We start from the raw sequence: 13221 nt of genomic DNA, 5'->3' as shown, positions 1-13221 counted from the left end.
GGAGGATACCATGAATATCAAACTGAAGGGCAACACCCTGCTGCTCGCCGGCATTGCAACCGCTGCAATGTCTATCGCAACGACTACCGTGGCAGAGACCAAGCTTGCGCTTTCGAGCTGGCTGCCGCCGCGCCATCCAATCGTCGTTGAGGCAATCAAACCCTGGGCCAAGCAAGTGGAGGAAGTCACCGATGGCCGCGTGACTGTACGTGTGCTTGCAAAGCCCATGGGCCCGCCCCCGGCACATTACGACATGGCTGCCGAAGGTATCGCTGATATCACCTACGGCTTGCATTCCTTTACCACAGATGACCGTTTCACCCGCTCTCGGATCGGTCAGTTCTCGTTCATTGGTGACGATGCCGTTGCTGGCTCCAAAGCATTCTGGAATGTCTATTCCGGCCCGCTGGAGGCGCAGAAAGAACATGAGGGCACCAAGCTTCTGGGGCTATTCGTGCACGGCCCCGGCATGTTGCACAACAATGTCCGTAAGATCGAAAAGACAGACGATTTCGCAGGCCTGAAGATCCGCGTGCCTGGCGGCTATATCTCGGATCTGATGTCCGGTCTCGGCTCCACAACGCTCTTCATGTCTTCGGGTGAGGTGTATGAAAAGCTCTCGCGCGGAGTAATCGACGGTGTGACGTTTCCCTACGACGCTCTGGCTGCGTTCAAGCTGACCGAAGATGTCAAGTACACGATGCAAGTCCCCGGCGGCATCTACAACACTACTTGGTTCATGGTCATGAACGAAGACAAATGGAACGAGATCTCTGAAGAGGATCAGGCAGCCATCGAGGCGATTTCCGGTGAAGCCTTTGCCGCACTGGTTGGCGAAGCTTGGGTCGGTGCAGACGAGAAAGGCAGCGCCGCGGCTGAAAAGGCCGGGATCGAAATCTACGAAGCGCCAGCCGAAGTCGTTGATGCGATCAAATCACAGGCAGCAAATGCCGAAACAGCTTGGTCCGAAGCCATCTCGGCGGACGGCTATGACGGCACTGCTGCTCTTGAAGAAATGCGCAAACAAGCTGGCGTGGACTTCTGATCCATGGAGCGGCTTCGCCATCGTTTCCCCGACCAGCCCCCTGATGAGGGGCTGGACATCGGGCTGCTGCTCGACAGATCTCTGGGTGTCGGGGCCGCACTGAACCTGTTCAGCCTCGTCCTCATCACCTGTGTGGATGTAGTTGGGCGGTACCTGTTCAACGCACCGCTTTCCGGTGCCTTTGAACTCACTGAAATACTGCTGGCAGCGCTTGTTTTCCTGGCCTTACCGCTGACGACAGAGCACCGCGAACATGTCGAGGTCGACCTGCTGAATCTGGCGCTCGGACGCAAGACGCAACGTCTTTTGTCTGCGTTTGCAGGCCTCTTCTCTGCGGCCCTGTTAGCCACCTTTTCTTGGCGGCTTTTCACCCATGCAGCCAAGGCTGCCCATGACGGCGCGGTGACCAACGCGCTGGAGATTCCACTGGCGCCATTCGGCTATCTGGCTGGGGCCTCCTGCATGGTTTCGGCGTTCATCGCATTCCTGCGCGGACTACAACCGCCCATCGAACACGACACCGATCAAGATCACCTAGAGGGCGCCCCATGATTGAATCTCTGATCGGCTTTGCGATCCTTCTGGGACTTATACTACTGCGCGTGCCTATCGCCTTCGCGATGGCGGCTGTAGGCGGCTTTGGGTTTGCCTATATGCGTGGTTGGGAACCTGCCTGGGCTATGACAGGGCAAGTGGCGTTTGACACTTCTTTGTCTTACTCCCTTTCGGTCATCCCTCTGTTCATCTTCATGGGCAACGTGTTGGCCGGCTCGGGCGTGGCACACGGGCTGTTTGCCGGTGCCGATCGGCTTTTTGGCAGACTGCGCGGCGGACTTGCCATGGCTTCGGTCTTTTCTTGCGGCGGATTCTCTGCAGTGTGTGGCTCGTCCCTGGCTACTGCTGCCACGATGTCAAAAGTTGCCATGCCTTCAATGCGTCGTTTTGGCTATGATGACCGGCTGGCGACAGGCTCTATCGCCGCGGGTGGGACACTGGGCATTTTGATCCCGCCCTCGGTGATCCTGATCATCTACGGCCTGCTGACCGAAACCAATATTGCCAAGCTTTTTATCGCGGGAATTGTGCCAGGTATTATTGGTGTGCTGTTTTATCTTGGCGCGGTCATGGTTGCGGTACGGTTGAACCCTTCTCTGGCTCCGGAGGAGGAAAACACCGAACCCATGAGTCGGGCTGACGTCATAGGCGTGATCTGTGTGCTGGGCCTTTTTCTCTTCATCATGGTTGGCATCTATGGTGGGTTCTTCACACCGACTGAGGCGGCCGGAATGGGTGCAGGCGCTTCGATCCTGATCGCCATTGCCCTCAGGACGATGACCTGGCGCAGCTTTTTCGCAGCTACGCTGGATTCGATCCGGGCTACTGCCATGATCTTTGCGGTGATCATAGGTGCCGAGCTGTTCACCAACTTCATAAACTACGCCGGACTGCCGGATGCCCTATCAGGCTTTGTTATTGACAACGAATTGCCGGTCTGGGCGGTCATCGTGTTCATAATGCTCACCTACATGGTACTTGGCTGTGTGCTTGAAAGCCTGTCGATGATCCTGCTGACAGTGCCGGTCTTCTACCCACTGATGTTTGAGCTTGAGTTTGCCAATGAACTCCTGCTCGATCCCGAAAACGCCCTGATCTGGTTCGCCATTGTCGTTGTTGTAGCCACCGAAATCAGCCTGATCACACCCCCCGTCGGTATGAATGTCTTTGTGCTGAAGGGCGTGTTGCAAGATGTCTCACTCGGAACGATCTTTCGCGGCGTGCTGCCATTCTGGATCGCGGACATCCTGCGGCTGACCCTGCTCATCCTTGTACCCTCCCTGTCACTCTGGCTGGTGGGGTTGATGTGAACGCCTGAGGCGACCGTACGTTGCCTTGACCTTGAAAACTGCACCCTCGGAAAGGAGAAATCGATGAAAATCGAGAAGATCCATCACGTCGCTTACCGCTGCAAAGACGCAAAAGAGACGGTCGAATGGTATGGGAAAATGCTGAACATGGACTTTATCCTGGCCATCGCCGAGGATCATGTCCCATCTACGCATGAGCCGGACCCCTACATGCATCTGTTTTTGGATGCCGGGAATGGGAATGTTCTGGCTTTCTTCGAGCTGCCCACGAAGCCGGAAATGGGCCGGGATCCCAATACCCCGATCTGGGTGCAGCACATCGCCTTCAAGGTGAAGGATCGTGAAACGCTGCTTCAGTTCAAGGACCATCTGGAAGCTAATGGCGTCGAAGTACTCGGCGTGACCGACCATTCGATTTTCCACTCTATCTACTTCTTTGATCCTTCCGGCCATCGTATCGAACTGGCCTGCCCGGACCCGGAAGAAGAAGCGCTGCTGGAGCGCATGGACGAAGTGAAATGGCTTATGTTGGACGAGTGGTCGAAGACCAAGAAAGCTCCGAAACATGCCGATTGGCTGCATGCCAAGGAACTCAACAAATCTGCCTGACGGGCATCCCGTGCCGGATCGGTTTCCGGCGCGGGAACCTATTTTTGGCAAAATCTGAGACGGTTGACCACAAAACAAGGAAGTCATGAAACTATACGGCTATTGGCGCTCGACGACCTCTTTTCGGGTCCGGATCGCACTGAATCTCAAGGGTGTTTCCTACGAAACGATCCCCGTCGACCTTGTTGCCGGAGAACAGCGCGCGCCGGACTACGTCGCGCTGAACCCCGGGAAGGGCGTCCCTACGCTGATCCTTGAGGACGGTCGTGTACTCACTCAATCGCTTGCGATCATCGAGTATCTCGACGCCACCATACCCGAACCTCCGTTCCTGCCGGAAGATCCGTTTGAGCGTGCGCGGGTACAGGCTGCGGCCCATACCATCGCAATGGACATTCATCCGGTTAACAACCTTAGGGTCACTGCGTATCTGAAGTCCCGGTACGGGCTTACGGCTGAGGATGGGATCGAATGGTTCCGGCATTGGATGACCGAAGGTTTCCATGCCTACCAAGCGCTTTTGCCAGCAAACACCACCTTCAGTTTTGGTGACGAGCCGGACCTTGCCGATATCTGCCTTGTCGCACAGCTTTACAATGCACATCGCTGGGGCGTCGATATGGCTCCATTCGACCGGCTACTTGAGATCGAAGAATGCGCATTCACCCTGCCCGCATTTGACGCCGCCCGACCTGAAAACCAGACCGATGCCTCCTGAGAGAAATACACTGGCAGACCTCATTCTATTCTAGGTCGACGGCGTTAGCCCGACCGGGAAGGCAATGCCCTTCCACGTCACCGATTACACGGATTTCTACGCCGGTCGGCAGCCAGCACTGGAGATGGCTTGAGTTGCGCAGATTGGCTTATGTACCTATGTCACCGACGCGGCCTTAAGCAGCGCAGTCACGCCTCGGTCCAGTGCTGCACGGTCCTCGGCCGATATGGAATTCAGCATCCCTTGCGCGCAAGCATCGACTTGTGGCAGCAACTGTTCGAAACATCGATGGCCTTCCGGCGTACAATGATAAACCCTAATTCGGCGATCTTCTTCGGAAATTGCTCTGGTTATCAATCCTTTATCGTCAAGCCTCTGCGCGGCCCGGCTGACTTGAACCTTATCCAGAGTGGTGCGTTGCGAGAGTTCTAGAGAGGTCAGGCTTTTGGCATTGGCAAGTAGAAAAAGCAGGCGCCATTCCTCCCGTGATAGCCCGAATTCGCGCTGGTATACTTCCGTGAGTTTTCGTGAGAACGCTTCGGATGCCACGGCGAGACGATAGGGAAAGAAGGAATCTAGTTGCATACGAAACTATATATCTGCTTTGTTTCACATGCAACGAAATTTCCTGCATTGATCTTCGCCACCTTGACGCTGGTAGTTTTGCAAACTGTTAGCCGAAGTTGACGAAATCACGTTTCCCAGTGATTTGATTCTGTTACCAAGTATTTTTCTGCTTGCAAGAAAACTGCGGATCCGCTGGATCAAGGGTCCGGATCGGCAATCTGCTGAAACGGACAGATTCCCAGCGTGAACCGACCTTTGCAAAAATTAGCAGTTCTGCAACGCAAAATCCCAAAAGCGAAAGTTGATCGATGTGTCAGCTTCAGCTGCCAAGAAAGGTCAACACAAGCCTTGGATATAGGCACGCACCGAGACTAGCGGAAACACTGGACCCGGAAGTGCAACAAAAACTATTAGCATTCTTGCAGAATACTTTTTACCATGCGGTCAAATTTGGGGGAATTGGATGCTCGATTTAATCATCAGACAGGCCAGCCTGCCGGATGGCAGCGGGCCGGTGGATATCGCGATAAAGGCAGACCGCGTTGCGGAAGTTGCGCCTGATATCAAGGCTGAGGCGCATGAAGAGATTCAGGCGGCTGGGCGTTTGGTTTCCCCTCCTTTTACGGACCCGCACTTCCATATGGATGCGACCCTGAGCCTAGGGTTGCCGCGCATGAATGTCTCGGGCACGCTTTTGGAGGGCATCGCGCTTTGGGGTGAGTTGAAGCCCCTGCTGACACCTGAAGCGGTGATTGAGCGGGCCAAGCGGTATTGCGATCTGGCCGTGTCGCAGGGACTGCTCGCCATCCGTTCGCACGTGGATGTTTCATCCACTCCATTGGTGGGTGTTGAAGCGCTCTTGGAGGTACGTAAACAGGTCGCCCCCTATATCGATCTGCAATTGGTGGCATTCCCGCAAGATGGCCTTTACCGATCAGAAAACGCAGAGAGAAACCTGATCCAGGCGCTCGATATGGGTGTCGATGTCGTGGGCGGGATCCCGCATTTTGAACGCACGATGTCGGAAGGGGCTCGATCGGTCACAAGACTGGCCGAGATAGCGGCGGACCGCGGCCTGATGCTGGACCTGCACTGCGATGAAAGCGACGATCCGATGTCTCGCCACGTAGAAACGTTGACCTTTGAGACCACGCGCCTTGGGCTTGGGGGCCGTGTAACTGCAAGCCACGTCACTGCGATGCATTCTTATGACAATTACTATGCATCGAAGCTAATCCCGCTCATCGCAGAAAGCGGTATGAACGTGGTACCCAACCCTCTGATCAATATCACGCTGCAAGGGCGTTCGGACACCTATCCGCGCCGCCGAGGTCTGACCCGCGTGCCAGAGCTGCGCGCTGCCGGTGTAAACGTTGCCTTCGGGCAGGATTGCACAATGGACCCGTGGTATTCGCTTGGGTCCGCCGACATGCTGGAAGTGGCCCATATGGGTGTGCACGCGGTACCGATGACATCCCGAGAAGCGATGGAATGGGCATTCACATCGGTAACCCAAAATGGCGCCAAAGCCATGGGCCTGCCCGACCCGACAATCCGCGAGGGCGGCCCTGCAAGTATGGTTGTACTGCAGGCGCGTGATCCGATTGAAGCTGTTCGCTTGAAATCCATCCGCCTTGCCGTAATCAAAAACGGAAAGGTGTTGGCCCGTACAGAACCCCGAATGGCCGCGCTTTCGTTGCCCGGCCGCCCCACGACCCTGGATCCCGCAGATTACGCGCCCAGGCCCAATACTCAGGAAGCTTAAGAACAAGAACAATCGCCACCAACAGAAGAGGATCTACCAATGAAACTCACCACAACCCGCCGTCAACTGATGGTCGGCGCTGCGGCCACACTGGCCCTGCCGGCTTATGTCCGTCGCGTGAACGCACAATCTGCGACCCGAGTCGCTGGCGTGCATATGTCTCCTGTCGAAAACGCGTGGAACAGTCGTATCCACGTTGCGATGCAGGAGGCCGCCGACGCTGGTCTGATCGAATATGAGTTCTCGGAAGGTGTGGCTCCGACCGACTATCCCCGCGCGATGCGCGAGTATGCCGAAGGTGGCGCGCAGATCATTTGGGGCGAGTCCTACGCCGTGGAACGCGAAGCACGCGAAGTGGCGGGCGATTACCCGGATACCGCTTTCCTCATGGGCTCTTCCGGTGGGCCGGAAGGGGACAATTTCGGCGTCTTCGGCACCCGCAACCACGAGGCGGCCTATTTGGCCGGTATGCTTGCGGGCCAAATGTCAGAAAGCAATGTCTTTGGTTCGGTCGGCGGTTATCCGATCCCCGAAGTGAACCTGTTGATCAATGCCTTCCGAATGGGGGTGACCGAGGTGAACCCAGATGCCACCTTCGTCAACGGTTTTATCGGAGCATGGTTTGATCCAGCCCGCGCGCAAGAAGCTGCAATTGCCCAGATCGATGCGGGCGCGGATGTCCTGTTTGGTGAGCGCATTGGCACCGCGGATGCCGCCCAAGCCCGGGGCGTGAAGGCCATCGGTTCGCTTATCGACTATACCCCTCGCTATCCAGGCACAGTCTTTGCCAACGCGATCTGGAATTACGGTCCTACTATCGAGGCTATCGTAGCCGACGTTCAGGCCGGTAACCCAACGGGGCGCAACTACACAGAATATTCCTTCATGGCCCATGGCGGCAACGAGCTGATCTATGTCGCCGATGAAGTGCCTGCTGACGCCATCCCGGCGATGGAGGCTAAACAGGCCGCGATCCAATCCGGCGAATGGGATGTTCCGATCGACGAAAGCGAGCCCTCCTGATCCCGAGGGCTTTGACGTGACCGATGCCACGGCTCTTGCGGCCGCCATTACGTCAGGGCAGATCACTGCCTTCGACGTGATGGAGGCAAGCCTTTATGCCTGCCACGCGCAGGCGGATTTGGGGGCTGTGGCATTTCTAGACGAAGACATGGCGCGCGCCGGGGCAAGGGCAGCAGACGCATTGCCATCTGACCAGCGCGGTCCATTTCATGGGGTTCCATTTTTGGTCAAAGACCTCGGTGGTTTCGCAAAAGGGCTACCCGCTGCGGCAGGATCTGCAGCAATCCGAGCACAAGCGCGTAAACCCGAAAGTGACAGCTACCTGTTGCAAGATTTGCACCAAACCGGCTTGATCCCTTTTGGCTTGACTACAACACCCCCATTCGGCCTTTCCCTGACATGCGAACCAGATGGCATGGCTGCGACCCGAAATCCATGGAATCCCGCGCTGACACCCGGTGGTTCATCTGGCGGCGCTGCGGCTGCGGTTGCAGCCGGTATCGTTGCAATTGCTCATGCCACGGATGCAGCCGGATCCATCAGAGTACCTGCAGCGTGTTGTGGTTTGACCGGGCTCAAGCCGTCTCGTGGTGCGGTGCCCGGGGGCCCTGATTTTGCCAATCACCTGATGGGCATAGCATCTGAGCTGGTCTTGGCGCGCTCGGTTCGCGACGTGGAGACCGCCCTTCAATCTGTAGTCCGGCCAATGGCCCCAGTGCACTTCCCAAAACGTCCCCGTGTCGCGGTGGCATTGCCGGATCGTTGTGGACCTGATCAGCGCAAATCTGCAGAAGGTGCTGCCGACGCGCTGCGCGACGCAGGCTGTGAAGTGCATGATGTTCGTGCCCCCGACCGGATTGGAGCTGAAGCTCATGAAATCGCCCGAACCATACTGGCTGTTTCGTTGGCGGAATGGCTGACCGCACTCAAAATCTCCGATGATCAGGTCCCCCCGCTCGCAGCCGCCTTGGCTACTGAGGGTCGTGCGACATCTGCCACCGCGCTTTTTGCGGCCTCGCGACAACTGGCACGCCTGACAAATCGCTCCCGCAAGCTTTTCAAATCCGCCGATGCCATCCTGATGCCGATCCTATCGTCTGCTCCGCCCGTTGTCGGCACTTTGGATCTGTCTGGCACTTCGCCCGATGAACACATGGCGCGGCTGGAAGCTTTTGCCCCAAACGCCGCGCTTGCCAATGTTGCGGGCTTGCCAGCCCTGGCGCTGCCTTTTGGCATGGCAAATGACCTTCCTCTCGGTGTGCAACTGATTGGTCCCTCCGGCGCCGATTTCGCACTGCTAAAACTCGGTGCACTTATCGAGACCCGCGCGCCCGCACTTTCCTTTCCGTCCCCAATCGCAGGCCTACTCGCATGACCAAGGTTCTGGAGCTTCACGGCGTCACCAAGCGTTTTGGAACGCTTATCGCAAATGATGATGTGACCCTGACACTGGCGGAGGGGGAAATCCTTGCGCTTCTGGGTGAAAACGGCGCAGGCAAGACGACGCTGATGAATATCCTGTTTGGCCACTACGCAGCCGACGCAGGTACTGTCAGGGTGTTCGGCGAAGAACTGCCTCCGGGCCTTCCACGCGCAGCGATCGAGGTGGGTGTGGGAATGGTTCACCAGCACTTCACGCTTGCGGGCAACCTCACCGTTCTTGAAAACGTCATGCTTGGCTCCGAACCCTTGACGCGCGCGCGATCCGCTCGTGGTGAGGCGCGCGAAAAGCTGTTGCAGATCGCAGAGCGGTTTGGCCTGCCCGTGAACCCCGAGGCCAAGGTTCGGTCGCTTTCCGTAGGAGAACGCCAGCGTGTTGAAATTCTTAAAGCGCTCTACCGCGACGCGCGCATATTGATCCTGGATGAACCGACCGCCGTTCTGGCCCGGCCCGAGGCGATGCGCCTGTTCGAGACCTTACGCGACATGACGAAGGAGGGTCTTTCGCTTATCTTCATCAGCCACAAACTGCATGAGGTCATGGCTGCCTCTGACCGTGTGGCAGTGCTACGCGGCGGCAAGATGGTTGCAGAACGCAAAACCTCTGAAACCAACCCCGGAGAACTGGCGGAACTGATGGTTGGCCGCAAAGTGGAACGGCCCGTACGCCATGACCATAAGATTGGCGCGCCAGTTTTGATTGCAAAAAATGTGCGCGTGGAAGAGGACGGTGAGTGGCGTCTGGATGACGTGTCATTCACCGTCCATACTGGTGAAATCCTTGGTATCGTTGGCGTTTCAGGCAATGGTCAGGCTTCGCTCGGCGGGTTGCTTTCTGGGCTGCTTCACCCAAGCGCCGGGCAGCTGACACTTCTGGACGAAGATATCGGTCATCTGGGGCCGCGCGGCATGATCCGTGCGGGGGCTGGTAGAGTACCGGAAGACCGACACGCGGAAGGCGTAGTAGGCGAGTTGAGCCTGTGGGAAAATGCGGTGCTCGAACGGCTGCGTACACCAGAGTTTTCGCGCCGCGGCTTTGTCCGGCAAGGCGCCGCTCGCGATTACACCTCAGGGCTGATCGAACGTTTTGATATCCGTGGTGCCAGTCCCGACACGCGAACAAGGCTGTTGTCTGGCGGCAATATGCAAAAGCTTATCCTCGGTCGGGTCCTGACCAACGGACCGCGTTTTGTGCTCGCCAACCAGCCGACGCGCGGCCTTGATGAAGGGGCAATTGCCGCCGTTCATGCCGAGCTTTTGGCTGCCCGGGCCGAAGGCGCAGCAATCTTGCTCATCTCTGAAGAACTGGAAGAAGCCGTGGCCCTGTCAGACCGTATACAGGCCATCGTTAAAGGGCGCTTGTCGGAGCCCATATCCGCCAACGAGGCTGACCCGCAACGTCTTGGCCTGATGATGGCGGGTGTTTGGAGGGAAAATGATGATGCGGCTTGAACGACGCACACATGTGCCACTGCACCTTGTGATCATTGCGCCGCTGGCCGCGATCTTTATTGCGTTACTTCTCGCTGCGGGTCTCATCGCAGCTGCGGGTGTAAACCCACTCACGGCGTATGGCGAAATGCTGACCGGTGCGCTTGGCTCCCGCCTTTCGATCACCGAGATGCTGACCCGCGCCACACCGCTCATTTTCACAGGGCTTGCTGCGGCAGTCGCCTTCCGCGCGCGACTTTGGAACATCGGAGGTGAGGGGCAGTTCTTTGTTGGTGCGCTGGTCACCGCTTGGATCGGGCATTCGCTCGGGGTTCCGGGATGGATTGGTATTCCACTTTTGATGCTAGCAGGCATGACTGCGGGCGCGGCTCTTTTGGCGGGACCTGCCTATTTGCGCCTGCGTTTCGGGGTGGATGAGGTGGTGACGACCCTTCTGCTCAACTTCATCGTAATCCTTTTTGTGGGCCTCATGATTGAAGGCCCGATGCGCGATCCGTTGGCCTTTGGGTGGCCCTCTTCAGTGCCCGTAGACGGAGATTTTCGGCTCCCGGATCTGATCCCGCGCACGCGTCTGCATATCGGGCTGCTTTTTGCCATCGCAGCAGCAGGCGCCGTTTGGCTGATCCTGGCGCGCACCGTTTTTGGCGCTGAAACGCGCGCCGCAGGTTTGAACGCCAGTGCCGCTGCCTTTGCCGGAATATCCCTACCCCGAACGATCATGGGCGTAGCTCTGCTTTCGGGCGCCCTGGCGGGGCTCGCCGGGTCTGTCGAAGTCATGGGTGTTACAGCAGGGGTCACCACCACCATGAGCCCCGGTTTTGGCTATGCAGGCATCGTTGTCGCCATGCTCGCCGCCTTGCATCCGGCCGGCGTCGTTGCTGCCGCTGTTTTCGTTGCCACAGTCTTCGTCGGGGCCGACGCCATGAGCCGCGCAACCGGTGTTCCCAGTTTCATCGCTGATGTGATTGTAGCGCTCTGTTTGCTTACCATGATCGTGGCCCTTCTTTTCACAACCTACCGGGTGCGCCGATGAGTGATGCAATTGATCTGCTGCTGAATACCAGTCTGTGGGCTTCCGTGTTGCGTATTGCCACGCCACTCATATTCGGCGTCCTTGGCGCATTGCTCTGCGAACGTTCGGGCGTGCTCAATCTGGGAATCGAGGGGATCATGACCATGGGCGCGATGAGCGGATGGCTTGCCGTCTACATGGGTGCACCGTTGCTCGTGGGCCTGATGATTGCGGCCCTTTGCGGCGCCGTGATGGGCTTGCTGCATGCCATGCTGACGGTTCCGCTTGGGCTTTCGCAACATGTATCGGGGCTTGGTATTACGCTGTTTGCATCTGCTTTGGCCTACTACCTCTACAGGCTACTTGTCGAAGTGGGTGACTTGCCCCCAACGATAGAGCCTTTCCAGCCACTCAATGTTCCTGGGCTTTCCGACATACCTGTTCTCGGTCCGATCCTGTTTTCCCAGGCCCTGCCGACTTATCTGGCGCTCTTTGCTGTGGCTGCAATGGCGTATGTCCTTGCCCGAACACCGTTAGGGCTGGCCATTCGGATGACCGGTGAAAACCCGCATGCGGTCGAGGCGCAGGGGTTGAACCCCATCCGCATCCGCATCGGCGCAGTTGTTGTCGGATCGGCTTTGATGGCGGTGGGCGGGGCTTTCCTGACGACAACGGCGTTTAACAGCTTTTTCCCGGGTATGGTTCAGGGGCGGGGCTGGATTTGCATTGCGCTGGTCGTCTTCGCCAGCTGGCGGCCCGGCAAGGCGCTGATTGGCGCGGTATTATTCGCATTCTTTGATGCATACCAGCTGCGGCTGCAGACTGCGATTGAAGGCGTACCCTACCAGCTCTTCCTGATGGCGCCTTACGTACTTTCCATCGTCGCGCTCGTCCTTGTCGCCCGCAGAGCCGAAATACCTGCCGCGTTGATGGCACCCTACCGGCGCGGAGAACGTTAGCGGCATTCGTTCGCGCATATTGGCCGGAATTGAACAAGAAAAAAGAATTCGCACTGCAAGACTGAACGGGTGTTGTCGCGATAACTTGCGGCGCACCAAGGAATGCTGATACCCGGATCTCAAGCGGCTTAGTTTGCGGCATTCCTAGCGTCAAATGGCCGAAACGGTGATTTCGGATTGTTTAGGCTGAGCGACGACGTGCTGGGACACAGAAGCAATTCCGAACGGCTGAATGGGTTGCCACGAACCTCTGAAAGCCGCCTGGAGACAGATGGCCTTGCATCGTCCGTTCCCGTTTTCGGAATGCGAGATGGCTGTTTTCAGCGCGGTTATTGAGACCCGTGTGCGACCAATGCTTCAGATCTTGAGCGACCTCGCGCCCAGCGGCGCCATATGAGCGCAGCTTGTCTGTGATGGCTTGCTTGGGAATGAAGCCGAGGCGTTTTTTTCAGGTGGCGTAAAAGGCGTTTTGCAGCCCGTTTGCCCCAATTCGGTTGGAGGACTTCGCCCAGCACAACGCCATGCTGATCGACTGCGCGCCAAAGCCAATACTTGCGACCAGAGATGCTCACGACAACTTCATCAAGGAGCCAGACGTCGCCTTGTCGACCCTGTTTCCAAAACCCCGGACGAGATGCATAAACAGACAAACTGCACATCCAGAAGAGATCATCAATGTTTTCACGCGAGGTTCTGTCGCAAACTTTTCAGATGGCAGAGCATTAGTGGAATTGGTGAGCGGTTTACCCTGCCAGTTGGGCGAACT

Annotated in this window: 12 protein-coding genes and 1 pseudogene; 11 read left to right on the top strand and 2 right to left on the bottom strand. The window is 57.3% G+C overall.

Annotated elements, in window-relative coordinates:
- Positions 1–10: 10 nt before the first annotated feature.
- The 5 genes from AC2FI9_RS20900 (at position 11) to maiA (ending at position 4237) form a co-directional block, all read left to right on the top strand.
- Complete coding sequence (locus tag AC2FI9_RS20900; protein ID WP_496770443.1) at positions 11–1045, top strand: TRAP transporter substrate-binding protein; 1035 nt, start codon at positions 11–13, stop codon at positions 1043–1045.
- A 3-nt stretch (positions 1046–1048) separates the two neighbouring features.
- Positions 1049–1597 (top strand): TRAP transporter small permease, encoded by a 549-nt coding sequence (locus tag AC2FI9_RS20895; RefSeq protein WP_496770441.1) that lies wholly within the window; start codon positions 1049–1051, stop codon positions 1595–1597.
- A complete protein-coding gene (locus AC2FI9_RS20890) occupies positions 1594–2910 on the top strand; it encodes a TRAP transporter large permease (RefSeq protein WP_496770439.1) in 1317 nt (438 codons plus the stop codon). The genes AC2FI9_RS20895 and AC2FI9_RS20890 overlap by 4 nt, the downstream gene beginning before the upstream one ends.
- Before the next feature lie 63 nt (positions 2911–2973).
- Entirely contained in the window at positions 2974–3519 is a 546-nt protein-coding gene (locus tag AC2FI9_RS20885; protein WP_058274548.1) for a VOC family protein, read from the top strand.
- An 85-nt stretch (positions 3520–3604) separates the two neighbouring features.
- Positions 3605–4237 carry a maleylacetoacetate isomerase gene (maiA, locus tag AC2FI9_RS20880; RefSeq protein WP_496770437.1) on the top strand — a complete coding sequence of 211 codons (633 nt, stop codon included), beginning with the start codon at positions 3605–3607 and terminating at the stop codon, positions 4235–4237.
- Between the two features lie 156 nt (positions 4238–4393).
- Here maiA and AC2FI9_RS20875 read toward each other — a convergent pair whose 3' ends face one another.
- The gene (locus AC2FI9_RS20875; RefSeq protein ID WP_496770435.1) at positions 4394–4822 is read right to left on the bottom strand and encodes a MarR family winged helix-turn-helix transcriptional regulator; all 429 of its coding nucleotides are present in this window, start codon (positions 4820–4822) and stop codon (positions 4394–4396) included.
- A gap of 445 nt (positions 4823–5267) precedes the next feature.
- On the opposite strand from AC2FI9_RS20875, the gene AC2FI9_RS20870 reads away from it, so the two are divergent.
- The 6 genes from AC2FI9_RS20870 to AC2FI9_RS20845 are packed head-to-tail and all read left to right on the top strand — an operon-like array spanning position 5268 to position 12455.
- Entirely contained in the window at positions 5268–6569 is a 1302-nt protein-coding gene (locus tag AC2FI9_RS20870; RefSeq protein ID WP_496770433.1) for an amidohydrolase family protein, read from the top strand.
- Between the two features lie 39 nt (positions 6570–6608).
- Entirely contained in the window at positions 6609–7592 is a 984-nt protein-coding gene (locus AC2FI9_RS20865) for a BMP family protein (RefSeq protein ID WP_058281138.1), read from the top strand.
- A complete protein-coding gene (locus AC2FI9_RS20860; protein ID WP_496770431.1) occupies positions 7561–8967 on the top strand; it encodes an amidase in 1407 nt (468 codons plus the stop codon). Before AC2FI9_RS20865 ends, AC2FI9_RS20860 begins: the two co-directional genes overlap by 32 nt.
- Positions 8964–10484 carry an ABC transporter ATP-binding protein gene (locus AC2FI9_RS20855; RefSeq protein ID WP_496770430.1) on the top strand — a complete coding sequence of 507 codons (1521 nt, stop codon included), beginning with the start codon at positions 8964–8966 and terminating at the stop codon, positions 10482–10484. Before AC2FI9_RS20860 ends, AC2FI9_RS20855 begins: the two co-directional genes overlap by 4 nt.
- On the top strand, positions 10474–11517 hold the full coding sequence (locus AC2FI9_RS20850) for an ABC transporter permease (protein WP_496770428.1): 1044 nt from the start codon (positions 10474–10476) through the stop codon (positions 11515–11517). Before AC2FI9_RS20855 ends, AC2FI9_RS20850 begins: the two co-directional genes overlap by 11 nt.
- Positions 11514–12455 (top strand): ABC transporter permease, encoded by a 942-nt coding sequence (locus AC2FI9_RS20845; protein ID WP_496770426.1) that lies wholly within the window; start codon positions 11514–11516, stop codon positions 12453–12455. The genes AC2FI9_RS20850 and AC2FI9_RS20845 overlap by 4 nt, the downstream gene beginning before the upstream one ends.
- 184 nt (positions 12456–12639) lie before the next feature.
- Here AC2FI9_RS20845 and AC2FI9_RS20840 read toward each other — a convergent pair.
- A pseudogene (locus AC2FI9_RS20840) lies at positions 12640–13072 on the bottom strand (IS6 family transposase); the annotation flags it as partial.
- Between the last annotated feature and the right edge of the window lie 149 nt (positions 13073–13221).

The sequence above is a fragment of the Ruegeria sp. CDSA246 genome, from assembly GCF_059611225.1.
The sequence above is the reverse complement of the archived record's forward strand: the minus strand, read 5'-3'. Positions and strand labels throughout refer to the sequence as shown.

Excerpts from the sequence above, each read along its gene's own strand:
- AC2FI9_RS20900 (WP_496770443.1), top strand. The coding sequence starts at position 11 with ATGAATATCAAACTGAAGGGCAACACCCTGCTGCTCGCCGGCATTGCA.
- AC2FI9_RS20895 (WP_496770441.1), top strand. The coding sequence starts at position 1,049 with ATGGAGCGGCTTCGCCATCGTTTCCCCGACCAGCCCCCTGATGAGGGG.
- AC2FI9_RS20890 (WP_496770439.1), top strand. The coding sequence starts at position 1,594 with ATGATTGAATCTCTGATCGGCTTTGCGATCCTTCTGGGACTTATACTA.
- AC2FI9_RS20885 (WP_058274548.1), top strand. The coding sequence starts at position 2,974 with ATGAAAATCGAGAAGATCCATCACGTCGCTTACCGCTGCAAAGACGCA.
- maiA (WP_496770437.1), top strand. The coding sequence starts at position 3,605 with ATGAAACTATACGGCTATTGGCGCTCGACGACCTCTTTTCGGGTCCGG.
- AC2FI9_RS20875 (WP_496770435.1), bottom strand. The coding sequence starts at position 4,822 with ATGCAACTAGATTCCTTCTTTCCCTATCGTCTCGCCGTGGCATCCGAA.
- AC2FI9_RS20870 (WP_496770433.1), top strand. The coding sequence starts at position 5,268 with ATGCTCGATTTAATCATCAGACAGGCCAGCCTGCCGGATGGCAGCGGG.
- AC2FI9_RS20865 (WP_058281138.1), top strand. The coding sequence starts at position 6,609 with ATGAAACTCACCACAACCCGCCGTCAACTGATGGTCGGCGCTGCGGCC.
- AC2FI9_RS20860 (WP_496770431.1), top strand. The coding sequence starts at position 7,561 with ATGTTCCGATCGACGAAAGCGAGCCCTCCTGATCCCGAGGGCTTTGAC.
- AC2FI9_RS20855 (WP_496770430.1), top strand. The coding sequence starts at position 8,964 with ATGACCAAGGTTCTGGAGCTTCACGGCGTCACCAAGCGTTTTGGAACG.
- AC2FI9_RS20850 (WP_496770428.1), top strand. The coding sequence starts at position 10,474 with ATGCGGCTTGAACGACGCACACATGTGCCACTGCACCTTGTGATCATT.
- AC2FI9_RS20845 (WP_496770426.1), top strand. The coding sequence starts at position 11,514 with ATGAGTGATGCAATTGATCTGCTGCTGAATACCAGTCTGTGGGCTTCC.